Source organism: Limosilactobacillus mucosae (genome assembly GCF_013423865.1).
Lineage (GTDB): Bacteria > Bacillota > Bacilli > Lactobacillales > Lactobacillaceae > Limosilactobacillus > Limosilactobacillus mucosae.
On sequence record NZ_CP058956.1, the window covers coordinates 25,981 to 43,513 of the forward strand.

General features: G+C 45.3%; 10 protein-coding genes and 4 pseudogenes. 3 read left to right on the plus strand and 11 right to left on the minus strand.

Features of this window, described 5'->3' with window-relative positions; translation table 11 throughout:
• Nucleotides 1–48: 48 nt before the first annotated feature.
• The 6 genes and pseudogenes from H0G69_RS10500 to H0G69_RS10520 all read right to left on the minus strand — a co-directional run bounded on the left by H0G69_RS10500 (nt 49) and on the right by H0G69_RS10520 (nt 8,285).
• Entirely contained in the window at nt 49–1,974 is a 1,926-nt protein-coding gene (locus tag H0G69_RS10500; protein WP_180305451.1) for a DUF2325 domain-containing protein, read from the minus strand.
• Nucleotides 1,975–3,192: 1,218 nt separating this feature from the next.
• Entirely contained in the window at nt 3,193–4,428 is a 1,236-nt protein-coding gene (locus H0G69_RS10505) for an RNA-guided endonuclease TnpB family protein (RefSeq protein WP_180305470.1), read from the minus strand.
• A 312-nt stretch (nt 4,429–4,740) separates the two neighbouring features.
• Complete coding sequence (locus H0G69_RS11140; protein WP_338124774.1) at nt 4,741–5,391, minus strand: dehydroquinate synthase/iron-containing alcohol dehydrogenase family protein; 651 nt, start codon at nt 5,389–5,391, stop codon at nt 4,741–4,743.
• Entirely contained in the window at nt 5,388–5,897 is a 510-nt protein-coding gene (locus H0G69_RS11145) for an iron-containing alcohol dehydrogenase (RefSeq protein ID WP_338124775.1), read from the minus strand. Before H0G69_RS11145 ends, H0G69_RS11140 begins: the two co-directional genes overlap by 4 nt.
• Nucleotides 5,898–5,984: 87 nt before the next feature.
• Nucleotides 5,985–6,560, minus strand: a pseudogene (trpF, locus tag H0G69_RS10515) (phosphoribosylanthranilate isomerase); the annotation flags it as partial.
• Nucleotides 6,561–6,749: 189 nt separating this feature from the next.
• The gene (locus H0G69_RS10520) at nt 6,750–8,285 is read right to left on the minus strand and encodes a replication initiator protein A (protein ID WP_180305450.1); all 1,536 of its coding nucleotides are present in this window, start codon (nt 8,283–8,285) and stop codon (nt 6,750–6,752) included.
• A 766-nt stretch (nt 8,286–9,051) separates the two neighbouring features.
• On the opposite strand from H0G69_RS10520, the pseudogene H0G69_RS10525 reads away from it, so the two are divergent.
• Nucleotides 9,052–9,887: pseudogene (locus tag H0G69_RS10525) on the plus strand (ParA family protein).
• A gap of 15 nt (nt 9,888–9,902) precedes the next feature.
• Nucleotides 9,903–10,232, plus strand: a complete 330-nt coding sequence (locus H0G69_RS10530) for a DUF5388 domain-containing protein (RefSeq protein WP_006501149.1) — start codon at nt 9,903–9,905, stop codon at nt 10,230–10,232.
• A gap of 1,339 nt (nt 10,233–11,571) precedes the next feature.
• Here H0G69_RS10530 and H0G69_RS10535 read toward each other — a convergent pair.
• From H0G69_RS10535 to H0G69_RS11015, 3 genes and pseudogenes are all read right to left on the minus strand, one after another.
• Complete coding sequence (locus H0G69_RS10535) at nt 11,572–12,582, minus strand: uroporphyrinogen decarboxylase family protein (RefSeq protein ID WP_180305448.1); 1,011 nt, start codon at nt 12,580–12,582, stop codon at nt 11,572–11,574.
• Nucleotides 12,583–13,589: 1,007 nt separating this feature from the next.
• Nucleotides 13,590–14,129 (minus strand): annotated as a pseudogene (locus tag H0G69_RS11005) (alpha/beta hydrolase); the annotation flags it as partial.
• The gene (locus H0G69_RS11015; RefSeq protein WP_240164392.1) at nt 14,105–14,341 is read right to left on the minus strand and encodes a hypothetical protein; all 237 of its coding nucleotides are present in this window, start codon (nt 14,339–14,341) and stop codon (nt 14,105–14,107) included. The pseudogene H0G69_RS11005 and the gene H0G69_RS11015, both read right to left, overlap by 25 nt.
• A gap of 420 nt (nt 14,342–14,761) precedes the next feature.
• Here H0G69_RS11015 and H0G69_RS10545 point away from each other — a divergent pair, with 420 nt between their 5' ends.
• Nucleotides 14,762–15,115 carry a hypothetical protein gene (locus H0G69_RS10545; RefSeq protein WP_180305447.1) on the plus strand — a complete coding sequence of 118 codons (354 nt, stop codon included), beginning with the start codon at nt 14,762–14,764 and terminating at the stop codon, nt 15,113–15,115.
• 431 nt (nt 15,116–15,546) lie between these two features.
• Here the strand turns inward: H0G69_RS10545 and H0G69_RS10550 are convergent, their stop codons facing one another.
• Both H0G69_RS10550 and H0G69_RS10555 read right to left on the minus strand, forming a co-directional pair.
• Nucleotides 15,547–15,720, minus strand: coding sequence for a hypothetical protein (locus tag H0G69_RS10550; protein ID WP_180305446.1), 174 nt, complete (start codon nt 15,718–15,720; stop codon nt 15,547–15,549).
• Nucleotides 15,721–16,031: 311 nt separating this feature from the next.
• Nucleotides 16,032–17,308: pseudogene (locus H0G69_RS10555) on the minus strand (Y-family DNA polymerase); the annotation flags it as partial.
• Between the last annotated feature and the right edge of the window lie 225 nt (nt 17,309–17,533).

Consider the following 17,533-nt stretch of genomic DNA (forward strand, 5'->3'; position numbering starts at 1 on the left):
ACATAATGACTTTTTAACTGCTCTCATTTTATCAATTGATTGCCCATCTTATCCCATTGGGTACTCGATTTCCTGACCACTTTGCTCATCGGATGGCAGGTTGTTTTCAGCCCGATACAGCGCACGGCAGAAGGATTGCGTCGACATCTTGTTGCTTACGGCAAACTTGACGCCGTACTTCTTGCAGGCCTTAGCAAGCGACCAGGACGATGGATGGTTCGCGTAGGACTTGATCATGATCACCATATCAAGATTCTTGACCGCCTTTTCGATCTTCTTGCTCTTGCCGGCGAACGCGTTGATCAGCCGTGGATCCCCGTTGCAGGCCTTAACCGTGGCTTTCAGAATCTCGCCGTTTTGACCATTGCCGATCGCGATGCCGACTTTTTGTCCTTTCAGATCGACCCTCAGCTTCTTGGCGTCTTGAGTTCCTTGCTGCATGCTGCCAAAGATCTGCTTGCTTAAACCAAGCGCGAGATGCATCTTTTCCTTTTTAGCGGGCTTCTTTTCCGCGGATTTCTGCTTTGGTGCCTTTTCTACCGGCTGATTATCGTCTTCAAGCGGGTAGACCCAGCGAATCGTCATACTGTCCTGGGCGTTGTCATCGTTGGCGTACCAGGCCAGATCCACAATATCGCCATCCTGCACCATGAACTGAATGCGGTCATCCTTGACGTGATAGGTAACCTTGGATCCATTGACCTTCAGCCGCTTTCCATAGATGTTATGGGTAACGACCAGCTCGCCATCCTTGTTTTCGACTACGGCTTGGCGGAATACCTCAATCGGATCATAGTCCAAATCCAGATGGCCAGTGACCCGTTTGATATATGCCTTGGATAATGATTGGTAGGGCTCGCCATCAGCTGTAACGATATCGCCATCTTGCAGATTCAGCATTCGGATCATCTTCTCGCTGATAAAGAACGCCTGCTGACCGTAGGCATCCAACAGCTGAGCCCCAGTCAGACGACGCTGCACGACGTATTCGCCAGGATCCAGATCAAACACTGACGATTGATCAAGCAATTCGGCAAATGATGGCTCAGTTTCTGGTTCGGAACGCGTTGGCGAAACCTGCTCCGTATCAGCTTCGTTCTCGGCAGGCTTCTCAACTGGTTCATTATCAACATTGACCATGTCAGCCGCTTTAGGTTCTTCGGCCGGTTCAACGGTCTGCTTGTCCGCTGCGCTTTGCCGTTCTTTCAATAGCGCGTCAAATCGTTGAGCCGTCTCTTCCTTGATCAGCCCCTTCATCTGCACCTCAGCAACTGCTTCTTGAAAGGCGGTCAGCTTGGAAGCATTATCGGCTTTCTTGGCCAGATCAATGCCGGTCGCGATCAGGCGCTCGATCAGCTGACTAATATTTCCCTTACCAATCAGCATGTCCTGATATGTTTGCCGTGCCTGTTTCAGCTGCTGCGACGCGATCAGATAGTAAGCGTTGGTCGTTGCATTGTCTTCATCGCCCAGATTATAGTGGCAGTCCTCGAGATTCTTCTTCAGCGTGCCAAACGATGGCTGATATTCTGAATCCTTGACTACTCTGCGCAGCTCGTTGGCGGTCGTTTCCATAATCGACTTAAAAATATGAATCGCGTCATACTGGGCCAGCGTCAAGGCATCGCGCTTTTCGGCTGGATTTTCAGTATTATCCTCGTCAGAAACTGATACCTCATCCTGCTCAGTCTGAGTGCCCTCATCATTGTCAGCCATCTCAGTTTCTTGAATATCTTCAACGGCCTCGCTTGCTTCATTCTGCTCAATTGCCGTGTCTGGCGAGGATGCCGTTTCAAGCGGCTCAATCGTCTCTTCATTTCTTTCAGGCTCGCTTGGCAATCCGCTGCTCATCGGATTCTGATAGCCGGACTGATGCCGTAACAGATTCACGATCGACTGGACTGCTTCAATTCCTTCAATGCTGGGATTAGTGCCCTTAATAATATTAATTATATCTTTTCGATAATCATACATAATTCTTCACCTCAATTTTGATTTTATCAACCAATCCGGACAATAAGCGTCTATGTATGAAAAAAAGCCCTAAAAATTTTTGAAATTATGACAAATAAACCAAGTCAGCGGAGTGTAAGTTGAACCAACTCGGAACCAATCTTTTATCGTGGATTATTTACTTTTTACAATTCACAATTTACAATCTACTATTTACAATTTATTATTTACATTGTAGAAGTTTTCTGCAACGGGATATAAATGCCCATATATCAGCATATCTTAACCGTAAATAATCCACTTTCCACAATTTACAATCTACTATTTACTATTCATAATTCATTATTTACATTGTTGGAGTTTATTAAATAAGCAAAAGTCTGCCGATAAAGATATCAAAAAACAAGAGATACCTGCTCATCATTCATCAAAAAAGACGACCCGTTATGATCAGCGGATCGTCTTCTGATATTAAAAAATCGGAACTGGCTTTTGCCAATCCCGATTCAATCAATTAATATGGCAGCTCTTTAACCTTTGGCGAGTTTTGAAATGGCCTTTAATCCTCTTTTATCAACCTCGATCATTGATGATAATTTATCATTCACAATTAATTGTTTACAATCCACTATCTACTATTAACTATTTACATTGTAGAAGTTTATAACATTATCACTTAAGACCCTTTGTATAGCGGTTTATACTACGTTAACATTTTACAATTCACAATGCACAATCTATTATTTACAATTCATTATTTATTATTTACATTGTATAAGTTTACAAACAGCAACGAGCAGTATCGCTTAACCGACGTAGATATTATCCCAAATCCGTCAATTTCGGTCCTGTAATTTTTAACCCCAAAAAGGAATTCCTGATGTTATTCAAGACTACATGCACTCATATATGACTAGAACTTCCTGTATATAAATATAAAGAGGGTGTATATGCATCCCCCAAGCCGGCGGAGCATGAGCGAATCATGGGGCTCACTCGAGGCGACGGCAAGCATGGCACATGCGGCCCGCCGGAGAGGAGACCCGTGGAGCGGAAGCGGAGCCGGCCTGGGGAGCGTCTAAAACCAAAGAAAAAGCCAAGCCGTCAACTACCACCGATTAAAATCGGTGGCTTGCAGCTCACAAGCCTAACGGCTTAGAAGTAGTAACGCACTAACGTGCTTCTTCTGCTGTGGCTACATCATCGGGTGGTTGACGACACCCGTTTAACCAACGAGGTTTACTCATTAGTCGTTAATTTACTAAAAGATGGACGTTCATTGCCGCTAATATACTGAGTACCCAAGAGTTGAATGTTCATGGCGCCAATCCGATCGTCATTAGATTTGTACCCGCATCGATCGCAAACATACAAATGTTCTTGATGGTTACGATTGTTTTTCCAGATGCGACCACATTTTGGACAACGTTGGCTCGTGTATTTAGCTGAAACTTGAATTACTTCGCTCCCGACTAAACGAGCCTTATAAGTTAAAAATTGGCCTAGCTGATAGAAAGCCCAGGATACTTGTTCGTAGCGCTTTGCTTTTGTAACCTTTTCAGTCGCAAATCGTACATTAACTAGATTTTCCAAAACAAAAAGGGTATCAGCACCATAACGGTTAACGAGTGTCTTTGACAACTGATGATTGACATCAGTCATCCAGCGGTTCTCTCGTTGACCAATCTTCTTTAATCGGCGCTTGGCTGATTTAGTTCCCTTGCTTTGCAGCTGTTGGCGTAATCGTTTAAATTTACGGCGCTTGCGTATTACTTCTTGACCCTGGAAAAACAACGTTTTCCCTTGCTCATCATACGCAGTTGCCAAGAATCTTAATCCTCGATCAATACCGACTACATGTTGTGATTGTTCTTTTAGGTAGTCTGGCAGTTCCTTGGTTGCACTAATGTGCATGTACCACTTACTGCCAATATGTAATATCTTAGCTATACCAAATTGCCAAGTGCCGTCTAAATATTGATCAAATCCTTGGCAAGTAAATGGTGCTTTTATACGACCATTAACTGTATTGATAGACATTACATGATTGTCTTTAAGTGACCAATCACGATTGCGTTGTAAATCTAATTGAGGTCGTTTAAAACTGATAGGATACCACAGCCACTCTAGAGTGCGGGACTCACTTTCCCAAATATCATTGCCGTATTGATCCTGCCTGCCTGTGTTATAACGATAAGGCTTTTGAGCCAATTGTGTTTTAACGGTTCGGTAACGAGCAACGACATTACGAATTGCTGACTGAGCCATTTGCGCTTTTAATCCATAATCGCTTCGCAATTGATGGTACAACGCCTTATTTAACTTCGCTTGAGCCATTTCAAAGTTATGGTTAAACATATACTGAGAAACTGCATTACAAGCCTGCCGGTAATTCTCTAAAGATTTAGCTAAAGCTGATTCATCGAGTGGTGACTGTAACTTTAATTTACATTTAATAGTAATGGCTTGTTGCATTAGGTTCACCTCACTTTCTTCATAGCTTAATTATACTATATTTATATATGAAGTTTAAGAAAGAAAAAAGGTAAAAAAGAAGAGGTTGGAAAAAAAGTCTCAAAACTAAAGAATCGCTAGGAACCACGTTGCTGAAAACGTTGATTTCTAGCGATTTTTAATATTACTATTCTCTAAAATTCATCTGAAAATATAGTTTTTTCCCAACCTCTTGAATGGGGGGTTCCTCCCGCCACTAAAGTAGCGGGTATCCAGCCTATGCATTATCAATGAACTCGTCACGACCTGGCTTATTTTAAATTAACGTCACCACTAGCCGAAATACTTCAGCAGCGCGGTAACCTCTTCCTTGGTCAGCTCAAAGGACGTATTGCCGGCAAATCGTTCATGAAGCACCTCATCCGCGTTCTTGGCCAACTCTTCGTTCGAGACGCCATAGTCGGAAAATGGATGCAGTCCGACCTGCTCGTCACGGAACTTCAGATAGGCCTGCTTGGTGATCGCGCCAATTTCGTCTGGTGTTTCATCTCCAGTAAACTCGGCGCCCAGAATCTTGCCAATCTCCTTGACCTTCTTAGACAGTACAGAGACCGACATCTCAAGCACGGAAGGCAGAGCATAGGCAACCGCCTCACCATGGACGAAATGATACTTGGATCCCAGAATGTGAGCTTCTGAATGCGCCACGATGGTTCCAGACTGGTTAAGAATCCAGCCCGCCAAGTTGGTAGCCACCATCATTCGCTCACGATACTCAATGTTCTGGCCTTCCGCAACCGCTTTAGGCAGATAGTTGGCACACAGGAACATGATCTTTTCTGAGATGGCATAGGCCACGGGACTGCTTAGATTGGACAGGTAGCCTTCTGCGGCGTGCGAGAAGACGTCCAAACCGCTGGCAATCGTTTGGCGCTTTGGCAGACTCAGCGTCAGTTTAGGGATCAGCAGCGCGTAATCACTCAAGATGCGGTCCGATAAGATAGCATTCTTCTCAGGGTCGTTTCATCGGTAACTACGAGCGCGTTGGACATCTCGCTCCCAGTACCGGCCGTGGTAGGCACGCTGATCAGACACTTGAAGTCACGGATAAGCGATTCGTCTTTTACGTAGTCGAGGATATCGCGGCTGTCGCCATTGCTGGCCACGATGTCGATTCCCTTGGCACTGTCCAGGCAGCTCCCACCACCGATTGCGATCACGCAGTCCGCGCCAAAGTTTTTCATTGATTCCGCGCCCTTATTGATGACGCTGGCAGGCGGGTCTGGTACGATCTCGCTGTAGACCGCCGTCTCAATGCCATTCTCATCCATTTCGGCGAGCATTTCCTGTACGGCTGGCACGCCCATCAAAAACTGATCGAGCACTACCATTACGCGCCGTTTATCCTCTAGCTTGAGAATCTCCATGATTGATTTGGCCAGATCGTGTTCGACGACGACCTTGATCGGTTGCTGCATTCTGATTTTCATATTCCACGCCCCTCGCATTCTCTTGATTGATGACAATCAGAGCCTCCCCTGACTCTGGATCGCGTTAATCGTCTCGCTTTTTGGATTCTACAGACCAATCTCCGCTGCGGCTTTGTCAGCGGCCTCGCAGAACGCCTTGACCTTTGGAATGTCTTTTTCCATGTTGCCGTGGTCGTACTCGATGCTCGTCTTGGTCAGCGAGTCGACGCCGTATGGACGAATCTTCTTGATCGCGTCCGCCACGTTATCTGGTCCCAGTCCACTAGCTTCAATTACCTTGGCATTGACCGACTTGACGATTTCAGCATCGATATTCCAGTCGTGCGTCTGACCGGAAGTACCAATCCCCGTGTCAGGAGCCAGGCCAGAGTCCAGCAGAATGTAGTCGACGAATGGATCAACCTTCTTGACGCGCTCAATGGCTCCCTTGCCATCAACCAGCACTGCCTGCATCAGTTCAGTGTCAGGAGCGACTTCTTTCAAACGCTTGGCGAATTCCTCGTCAGCCGTGTAGCCATCCCCTGCCACGTGCAGAATCTCTGGCCGCAGGCGCTTGGCCAGGTCGATCATCTCATCTGGATCGTTCGTCAGCATGATCAGAACCATCTTGGCTCCGCGCAGCCGACATTCTTCATGAATCTGGTCAACCCGGTACAGCGGTACCAGCCGATGTCGACTCGAGATGCACCCACCGACTGAGCATTGGTCTTCTTGTACAAGGTCGCCATGGTGTTGCGATAGACATGATACTCCTGGGACAGCTCGCTGATCAGTTCCGAGTACCGTCGCTCCACGTTCAGTAAGCGTCCACTGGTCTAGTCGCCCGACGAGAATTTTATTGCCGATTTTTACCTATGCCATTCCCGGATTGAGACCGTTTTGCTTGAAGCCGAAAATCTGCTTTTTGAAATCCTTAAGCGAAAATGGCGGCTGGAATTTCTCATGCTCTGAACTTGGCGACTGCTGCTCCGTGTTTGCTGATGACGCGAAACGACGCTTGTCATCTGGCGCGGCTTTAGGATAGGCGTCCATAAATTCAGCCGCGGTCTGCCCAATGGCCTTTTCCACGATTCGCTGTTGAGCGTCGTTGGATTGCGGCACGTTTTTTTCGTTGGCGATCCGCTTCGTCAGCCAGTCTACCGGATAGTCGGCAAATTGATTGTTTTGAGCGCTTGGCTGGGTAATGGCATCGTTCATCGCGTTAGATGTCTGAGCGTTCCGATCAAAGTTACACGTGAAATTTGAGCTGTTTGCGTCAACGGGATTGCTGGACTGCCAATTCTGCTTTGACGGCATGATCGGCACTTCACGGAACTCGTATTCTGATTCAGATGCTGCATGGCTTTGTGCGGGACTTGGCGCGTCGTCTTCCGGCAGTTTGAGAATTGGAATCTTAGGCGCGCTGCGGAACTGGCTAAGCATCTCCTGCGTCATGATCCGGAATTTCTTGCGATTCTGGTTCATAGTCGAAAAGCTTGCGTCCAGGAATTCAGCAGCCTTGAGATGATCATAGACCATGTCGTCCAGATTGGTGATGCCATTGGCGCGATCCGTGTAGAGAATCTGGGCGATATAGGCCGGTGGATTGCTGATTGAATATCTTTTGCTGAGTTTGATGGCACAGCTCAGCATTCTGGCGCCAAACTGCTTCTGCAGACTTTCCAGATAACGAGCCGTGTAGTTGGTAAGATGCCCAAACTGCGAACGATACAGGGCGAACGCGAAGTCCAGATCATTATCGTCAACGAGTCCTAAAGAGCGTTCTTCAACCGGCTCATTCGATGGCTTCGTTTTTTGATCATCAGCGGCTGTTGGCTGGTGCGTGTCGTCAGATTTTGCGGACGCGATGTTGATGGCTTCGTTTTGAATTTTTTCCTCGCGATTTTTCGCGGAGGAATCAATCGAATCTACGTTGTCTAGATAGTTATGTAATAGCTTTGTCTTACTTGTGTTCACATTTTGCACGTTACGGCGTTCAGATTCTGTACTCCGGGTGAATTGTTGATATGACGAGGTTTGATAGCTGTTTTGGGTGTTTTCGCGGTGTTCACATTTTGCACTCCGCACGTAATTGTTGACATACACCCGATATTCACTCATTCCGGTTCGTTCAACATGAATCAGACCAAACTTGATCAGCTTTTTCCGAGCGTTGGTCACGGTATGGCGAGACGTGTGCAGCAAGTCGGCCATCTCATCGTTGGTGAAGTAGATAAATGGCTGGCCGTTGCTATCGATGAAGCGTGGGTTGCCGTTTTGCGCGTTGCGGATTGAGCCATCAAGCCGTGAGCGGTAGAGAGAATACATCAGCATTGAATTGCCATCGAGTTTTCGATAGTTGTCATTTTGGAGCAGGTCCAGCTCGACTTTAACAAATTTTGAAGTCATAAAAAAAATCTCCTTCCTTACCAGCGGCAGTGAAAGAGACTATCTCAAAAACACTCAAGCACTTTCAGCAATTCGCAAAAGTCATGCGACCAAGCCAATTGCCTTTGATGAACGCACTCAATAATGCTATAATGTGACTACATTAAAAAATAAATCAAACTGGATATCTCAATCTTTACATTCAATCTTTACATTATAGCATCATGATTGCAGTGCTTGAGTATTCAGGATAATCTCAGAATCATGAGCGGCCACTCATGATTCTTTTTTTATTGCCTGAATCTCTAATTCGTTTTATGTTTTATAAAGAACATTCTGCTGCTTATTCTAACCATTTTGATTAAAACGGTTACAAAGACATTTTAACCGATATCGATTAAATTTTGCAGTCTTGATCTAACAAAGTTCAAAACGATTTACGCCTTCAAGACCAACCGTTTTGGATGATCGATTCTCTAACAACTCCATGTGGTTTTCATATCGATCATTAAAGTAATAATTACACATAAATATTCCTAAATCAATAGCGATTTTCGGGTAGTTAACTATTTACAATTCACTATTAACAATTTACAATGTGGAAGATGAATGAGAGAAAATTGGCAGATTCGAAATCCCTTGTGTCAGAATAGATTAGAAAAACTCTGCTAATGTTAACAATTCACAATTAATTATTCATTATTTGCTATTTACAGCGAGAAAGTTTGATATAATATTTTTGATAACTAGCGAAACAGCGAAAAAACTATTGATGAGGTGAAAAATAATGAGTGCTACCGTAATGTCCTTTTGCAATCAAAAGGGTGGTGTCGGGAAGACGTCGACGACTGCTTTGGTCAGCTACAACCTGTCCAAGCTCGGCTACAAGACGCTGGTCATCGACTTTGACCCCCAGGCAAACATCACGCAGCTCTTTTGAAGACCAAGACGCGTGGCCAGTCTGCCGTGGCAACGATCAACAAGTCTTTGATGACGGTGTTGCAGAATGAGGAACCGCTGACCAACGCGATTCTGTCAATCAATGAAAATCTGGATCTGATTCCAACGGCGGTTGACTTCTCTTTGTACGGTCGTTTTCTTGAGAACAAGGAATCTGATGAAAAGAGCCGTGTTTCCTACTTCCGCAAGCTGCTTGAAGATCAGCTGATTGATCGTTACGACTTTATCTTTATCGACGTTCCGCCTACGCTGGGACTTTCCAACGATACGGCCTTCTACGCCTGCGATCAGATTATCATCGTTCTGCAGACGCAGGAACGTTCTCTGGTTGGTGCTGAATACCTGATTGAATATCTGCAGCGGGTAATCATCAATTCCTTCCAATCCAAGGTTGACGTTATCGGCCTGCTGCCAGTGCTGTCCAAGCGCGACTCTTCCGTTGACGCCAAGATTCTTCAGTCAGCAAGCGAGGAATTTGGCGAGGACAACATTTTCAACAGCCACATCACGATCATGGAACGGGTCAAGCGGATGGACATGACCGGGATCACCGACAACGACAAGGATGCTTGGGACCGCAAGACGCAAAACGCGTACAAAGCGGTCGCCAAGGAAATTATCGAACGACTGAACAAGGGCAAGCAAGAAACGGATAATCAATAAAAGGAGCGATTTAAAATGGGCTTGTTAAATCACGACATGAAGAAGGATGAACGTCCAGAAATGAAGCACGGCGCGGACTTTGTTGTTGAAAAACAGGTCAAGCGCGAAGACATCGTTCAAAACTCTGAACAGGTTACCTACTCTACCAACGTGCGGGTCGACAACCACGTTCGCAATCAGCTGACGGCATTGGTTAACGTTGGCGCGGCCAAGAACGTGCGCGAGCTGGAAAAGAAGATGATCAGCACGGCCGTCGACCAGCTGCCAAACAGTGATCAGTCACGCTTCTACCAGATCCTGCGTATTCTGGAAGAAAAGGACATGCTGACATCACGCAATAAGTAGCATTTGCTGCGTGAACGCGACACGTTAAATAAATATGTAAGCTAAAAGGCCTGATTCCACGATCAACTGGAGTCAGGCCTTTAGTAGTTATTGAAGAATTGGGGATTGCCGAAGCTGACACGCCGTAGTAGCATTAGACCCAGATGTAAGAACGGAAAAGCAGCGCTATAAAATGACTCTCATTAAAAAAGAGAAATACCCCCTATATTGACTAATCCAATGTCGAGTTTTTATTTCTCAATTATCGATAGTAGAGAAAAAGTAATTTAACATAAAGAAGTTGAAAAATTGGAGCAAAAGGAACATCCAGAAGATTCCAAGAAGCCAAAGAAGCGTCCGGGATCATCGGAGCAAAAGCAGAAAGCAGATTCGGAAAACACAGGCCGCGGTTTAGAGTTCTGGCTGCATCGTCATCCTAGGTCGGTATCTGAATCATACATGCGTTTCTACGCGAAGAAACAGTATGAAGAGGAGCAGAGAAAACGGTTAGGGATTCCAAACGAGCGGAACCACGACAGGACTAGATGGTATAGAAGTCAGAAAAAATAAGTGAAGCAGACGCTGACATTAAAAATCTTTAATGATGAAATCGCGTCGATGCAACATAAAATATCATAGTGATGGACTAGCAAACCCCAGAGTCGAGCAAATCGATTCTGGGGTTTTTATGTTCCATAGTATTAACGCTCCCCCAGGCCGGCTCCGCTTCCGCTCCACGGGTCTCCTCTCCGGCGGGCCGCATGTGCCATGCTTACCGTCGCCTCGAGTGAGCCCCATGTTCCGCTCACGCTTCGCCGGCCTGGGGGATGATGCATATACACCCTCTGCATATACAGGACGTTCCGGTCATGTATGAGTGCATGTAGTCTTGAATAACATCAGTAATTCCTTTTTGGAGCTAAAAATTTCAAGACTGAAAATCAGCAGATCAATGGTTGATTTTGTAGATGAAAAGAAGCTTTTAATTTCATCCTTTGAAAACTTCTACAATGTAAATAGTGAATTGTAAATTGTAGATAGTGGATTATTCATAGTGAATAGTAAATTATTAACGTCACAAAAAAGCCATTATAAAGGCATTTATAGCACATCTATATAAACTTCTACAATGTAAATAGTGAATTGTAAATAGTTGATTGTGAATTGTAAATAGTGAATTACCAGCCATCAATAATGATTTAGATTAGTCCGTTGTTTGAGCAGCATGTTTATAACCCGTGAATTAGATCTAAAGCAAGACAAGAGGCGAATGTCTGGCGAATCATTAAATCTCATCATCTTGCTTCGATGCTTTATCAAAATGTATATACAAAATAGTCAAGTGTATCGGGGATGTGGTTTAGAGCTTATGCGCGGCCTCGATTGCCCAGTTGAGATGCTCATAAGGGATGTCACGCGGTACCGTACAGTCAGCACCGAGAATCACGCCTTTTGTCCCGGCTTCAGAAATCAGATCGCGTACGTAGGCTTGAATCTCTTCCTTGTCGCCAGAATAAAGAACGCCCTTGCGACTGTTGTCAAAGCCGCCGAGTACGACGCGACCGCCAAACAGTTTCTTGCCCTCGCCAAGCGTATAGCCGTCTGCTTTGGTGGCCCAGTTGATTACCTGCAGCGGATAGTTGGTGAACCATTCCAGATGATTGGTGGCGCCATCGAATCCGCAGATGTGAAGGATATTGATTTCGAATTCCTGATTGATGGCGTTCTGCACCTTCAGATCAACCGGCTCCATGACTTCAGCAAAGAACTCATGATTGTCCGCGCGCTGATCCTGAATGGACTGAGTGCTGTAGTAGATGCCATCAATGTCAGTCTGTGCACGCAACGCCTTAACGACTTTGATCTGATCATCGGCTATTACGTTCAGCACGTGTTTGACGATTTCTGGATTCTGCTCGTACAGATCAAAGAAACGCTCGTCAGCAAGAGTTAATGCCTCTTCGTAGTGTTTGATGAGTGCCCATTTGAACAGAATCAATGGCGAGAATACCGTCACGAATATTGGCCTGTCGCCAACAATCGCGCGCTGTTTCTTAGCCAGTTCAACCTGTCCCGTGATCCATGGGTCGTCTTCATTTAACGTCTCGACTTGTGCCAGCTGGCTGAGGTCGCGCGGATCGCCAACTTCATGAAATGGGTATGGAAAGTAGCCGTCCAGCATCGTTTTAACCAGATCGACATCAACCGCCTTTAGATAATCTTGGTGACCGTCCAGATTGGTTGTGATGACTTTCGGATGTTTGGCCGCATCGGTAAACTCGTTGTCGGCAAAATGTCGCCAGAATGAGATTGGTACGCCCTCCGTTGATGATTCATTGTGCAGCACTTTTAAGACTTCTTCTTTACGCATAATCAAAACCTCCCATGGTAAAAGAAAAAGGACCGTCGATCAATAAGGTATGATCGGCAGCCCATAGAAAATAGGGAATATTAATCGTTTCTTGTTTAGAATGCGTTGAGTGCTTGTGCATCCTAAAAGAAACGCCCCGCCGAAATCATGTCAGCTTGACGAATAATTAGAATGCACATGTCCAAAGCTTTATTCAGAAAATCAAACTTGATCATGATCTCGACCCCCTTTGTACAAAATAGAGTTGGCATAATACTAGGCTTATCCTTGCAGAATGTCAACGAGATTTTTTGTTCGTCCCCAGGCCGGCTCTGCTTCCACTTCACGGGTCTCCTCTCCGGCGGGCCGCATGTGCCATGCTTACCATCGCCTCGAGTGAGCCCCATGTTCCGCTCACGCTCCGCCGGTCTGGGGTTATGCATGTAGTTTTGAATAATATCAGTAATTCCTTTTTGGGGCCAAAAATTACAGGACTGAAAATGACGAATTTAGAGTAGTATCTATGATGGCTAAGCGATACTGATTGTTGCTTTTCGAAAACTTTTACAATGTAAATAGTGAATAATGAATTGTAAATAGTAGATTGCGCATTGTAAATTGTAAAATGTGAACTCAGCTAAAATGGCTATATAAAGGCATTTAAGTGATAATGTAATAAACTCATACAATGTAAATAGTGAATAGTAAATTGTAGATTGTAAAAAGTTGATTAATAATGAAGGTAATGTTGTACAATTTGGGACTGCCATAACCATACATTTTCAAGTTGCCATTGATTCAGAAAAAATTGAAATAAAAAAGTGCGAAACTCAATACCTTGCATAGAGTATAGATAGAGGGGCAGAAGAGAAGATGCTGTTTGAAATATGTTTTGCCAGATGAACGATCAAGCAAGTATCCCCTACCTCTCATGCTTTTTCAGATTATCTTCCTCGCCGCGTTCCATCCCAGGGCGCGGCTTTTTGTTGATAAAAAAGCATGACGCGTATCATGCCATGCTTAACTGTTTATTTAGTTAAAAAGTCGCAGACGATTGCGATGGCCTGTTGACGTTTCTCCTCATCGAGATAGGAGTGATCACAGTTTGGAATCAAGTTTAGTGTGCTGTTTTTGTAAACATCATGGTACCGAAGCGAGGCAACTGGATTAACGATGGTATCGTCCGTGCCATGAACCAAACATACGGGACTCTCATAGTGTTTGGCGATATCGTACAATGGCAGCAGCTGCGCAGTTCTAAAGTAGAAGCCGCTGATAGTTTTCTGTTTAACCGTAACCGTATTGGGAATATGGTGCGGATCATAGACGCTGCCCTGACAGATACCAAGTCGCGCGTCATCAATCAGCGTGGCGGCTGGGGACATTAGAACCAGTTTCGCGATCAAGTCAGGATAGTATGCCGCCATCAAGCTGGCAATCACGCCACCTTGCGAATGTCCTAATAGGTAAATTCGACGAACGCCTTTCAGCTGCTGAGCAAAACTAAGAACTGCATTGGCATCAGCAAGCTCATTGAAAATCGTCATTTCTGAAAGCGAGCCCTCACTTTTACCATGTCCGTTAAAATCAAAGCGGAGAGTACCGAGCCTTTTTTGCGCAAGGCAGGCGTTAAGTCATAAAAGACCCGGCGTTTCGTATAGCCGAGGTCGGAGGTAAAGCCATGCATCAAAATAACCAGATCGAACTCATCTTGCTCGGGAAGATCGATCAATCCGTGCAACGACAGACCGTCCCGCTTGATTGTAATTTGTTTTTCCATTAGTAAATCGCCTTTCTGTATTTATTAATATCGACAATATATCGCGACCGCAAATTTTTTAGTCTTCTTGCCTATCTTAGCAGTAAAATCATTATTTCATAACAGTATTTTTAAACAGATCATGAGTGGTGGCTTCTATTGATTTAAGTAGCTTTAAATAGTCAATTGTACTATAATATAACTATATTTAAAACTATCAATTTTGAATGTTCAATCAGGTTTAAAACTGATAGGCACGGCTGATAATAATGTTTTATGATGCAGACAGCCGGTTGGATATGGGGCTGATCGGCGGCCGATGATCATTCTATCTCAAGGCTGATTGCTTGGTGATAATTTACTTTCATTAAGTTCCCTTAAAGAAGCCGCCCAGGCCAGAGTTGGTCCAGGCGGTTTTTATGTTCAAAGGAGGACTTTGCGATGTTTGATGTTTCCGCGATGTTTACTCAGGTCTATGACGCAATGATGGAAAAGTTTGAACGCCTCAGCGCGATGAACGATCATAACGTTTATAATCAGCAAATCTACGACATGTACCTTGATTGCTTGATCTTAGCGGAGCGGGTGCTGACCAGATCCAAGCAGACCGATGACATGACGCTTGAGACGCACATCTATGTCTGCACGCTGATGAATGGTTTGATTGATGGCGAGACTGATCTGATGAAGGAAGGTCCCGCGTCCTATAATCGACCAGAGCATTATCTGATTCTGTGCCAGGTACGCGCTGAGCTGCAGCAGAAACTGGCCATGGTCGATAAACAGGCAGCCTAAACATCCCCTTCCTGGCTATGTCTAATCATTGGAAATTCTGGTACTAAATAGTTGTATACAATAATGCAGTTATTTATCTGATACGGTTAATTACATGACACAATAAATAATGCGATACAACAATTGAAAAGTTGCGAAGAATTCAGTAACAGCGCTGTTTTAGGCTCGAGAAAAGCTTGAAGCAGCGCTATTTTCTTTGAACAATTTGTAGTCGATAAAAGCAAGAGTACCTTACGCAAAACACGGACTGAGCAATGATTAAACAATTTGTAAACGTATATATTGAATTTTTTAATGTCTTAAATGATTTCGTTCATCAAAAAAATGGCCCACGTCGAAATGACATGGACCGTAAATTAATATAAACAGGTGTGCATTATTTGGCACAGACGCTATTATATCACGATTTTAGCGCGGATCTTGTTGAAAAGCTATTCTTGATGTTCAGCATCCTGTTCCTTATCGATTTCCTTTTTCAGTGCGGCGGTATGTTCCGAAAGCAGGAAACCGCCCCATTTCATCTTGCCGCGATCGTGATAGTAGTATTTGAAAAACTGCGTGGCCACCTTGTCAGCCTCTTGATCATCATAAAACTGCATTCTCATCGAAATTTCCTCCTCATTTCGCGGAGCTGGTCATCAGGAAAGTTTAGGTAGTTGAGCGTGAAATGATATGCTTGGCGAACCTCAGTTATAATATCAAGCAACTCAGAATAATCACAATCAGCCAGTCGAGCAATGGGGATGGACCGGCTGTAGGCGTTGCGTGGCTGAATGTTGAAAAAGATTATAGCCATGCTCCGGCTCATAGTAGACTACGGAGACCCAGTACCTAGTGCGCCAGCGATTGGTAAAGCAGCGCTTGATTCGCTCACAGATCCTTTCGCTTTCGGTTTCTTTATTCCAAGCTTTGTCCACCCACCGGCATGACCTCCTACCAACTGACTTCTTTCGATAAACGTGCCACCCTTCTCCAAGCTGGACGCCCGCATGATTGACGTCTTGCCAAAGCGTTTGCGGATGGCGTCAACGGTATCTTCCAGCTTAACCATGTCGTACTTGGGCGAATTGAACAGATCGAGCTGCTCGCCATAGCGGTCGGCCAAGCGAGTTGCGGCCACGCTGATGCGGCGAACCGGCGATACTCCATCCCAATATGTATAGAACAGATAAAGCAGCTGCTCGTTGATGAGATTCGAATCGACCGTTGAATCGGAAAGCTTCAGCGAATGGGCAAAGCCGGTTTCTTCCGTTGGCGTGCTCAGCGAATAGCCGATTGAAAGATACACGCCCCTGCCTGCTTGTCATGCGCCCGGAGCCGAGAAGCTACCTGTGAGCCGATTTCTCGAATGACGACCTCAATCTCCTCGGCTCTCGTATAATCGCGCGGCAGGACCTGTGAGTTGCCCAGGCTCTTGTCTTTTGGCAGGACTTCCTCAGCCAGGTCGGTGCGGTCGATTCCCCAGGCAGAGGCATACAGCTGCGCGCCGATAACGCCCATCTTTTCCTTGAGAATGAACGGGTCGGCATGAGCCAGCTCAGTCATGGAATGAATTCCCAGTCCGGCAAGACGTTTGGCAGTTCGCTCGTTGATGCCCCAGACGTCAGTGATCTCAGGGATGGACCAGATCTTTTCTTTGACCGTGTCATAGGTGATCTCGCCAATGAAGCGCGGATCATGCTTGGCATAGACGTCCAACGCAATCTTGGCCTGCAGCGGATTCTCGCCCACGCCTACCGTGGTAACCAGCTTCAGGCGGTCATGAACGGTCTTTTGGATCTTTTTAACGACCGCAATTGGATCATCCCCGAACAATTTCCAGGAATGAGTGATGTCCAGAATCGACTCGTCAATCGAATACGGCAGCAGGTCCTCATCGGCCACGAACTCGCGATAGATGTTGTTGACCTCAATGTTCTTTTCGATGTACGTATTCATCCGTGGCGGCACCACAATCAAATGGTTGTTGCGCGGCAGATCACGCTGACGATTGACGTTGGAGATGCCATAAAGCTTTTTGGCCATTGGGGATGATGCCAGCACCAGCCCGCCATTGGTATTTTCGGCTTCCGACATAACTACGAGCGGCGTGGTGAGCGGATCCAGCCCGCGCATCGTGCACTCAACCGTGGCATAGAATGATTTATTGTCGATGACCAGGAAAATCCCCCGCGGCTCTTCTGAACTGTCCATCTTGCTGCCCTCCTCGAACTTCTGTTTGCATTCTATTATAATATGCGAATGAGTGTTCGTAAAGATAGAAATTAAAGTGGTCATATTTAACTACTGGAGAATGAAATCAATTTGATAATCGTTTATACTTTGATACGATTTTTAAAAGAGTGTCCACAACAATGGACATTAATTTATTTTTAGCGCTTACATTGACTGATATAGTTTAGATAAGGAGGGAGGAAG

Coding starts and splice junctions, on each gene's coding strand:
- H0G69_RS10500 (WP_180305451.1), bottom strand. CDS start 1,974: ATGTATGATTATCGAAAAGATATAATTAATATTATTAAGGGCACTAAT.
- H0G69_RS10505 (WP_180305470.1), bottom strand. CDS start 4,428: ATGCAACAAGCCATTACTATTAAATGTAAATTAAAGTTACAGTCACCA.
- H0G69_RS11145 (WP_338124775.1), bottom strand. CDS start 5,897: ATGAAAATCAGAATGCAGCAACCGATCAAGGTCGTCGTCGAACACGAT.
- H0G69_RS10520 (WP_180305450.1), bottom strand. CDS start 8,285: ATGACTTCAAAATTTGTTAAAGTCGAGCTGGACCTGCTCCAAAATGAC.
- H0G69_RS10530 (WP_006501149.1), top strand. CDS start 9,903: ATGGGCTTGTTAAATCACGACATGAAGAAGGATGAACGTCCAGAAATG.
- H0G69_RS10535 (WP_180305448.1), bottom strand. CDS start 12,582: ATGCGTAAAGAAGAAGTCTTAAAAGTGCTGCACAATGAATCATCAACG.
- H0G69_RS11015 (WP_240164392.1), bottom strand. CDS start 14,341: ATGGAAAAACAAATTACAATCAAGCGGGACGGTCTGTCGTTGCACGGA.
- H0G69_RS10545 (WP_180305447.1), top strand. CDS start 14,762: ATGTTTGATGTTTCCGCGATGTTTACTCAGGTCTATGACGCAATGATG.
- H0G69_RS10550 (WP_180305446.1), bottom strand. CDS start 15,720: ATGAGAATGCAGTTTTATGATGATCAAGAGGCTGACAAGGTGGCCACG.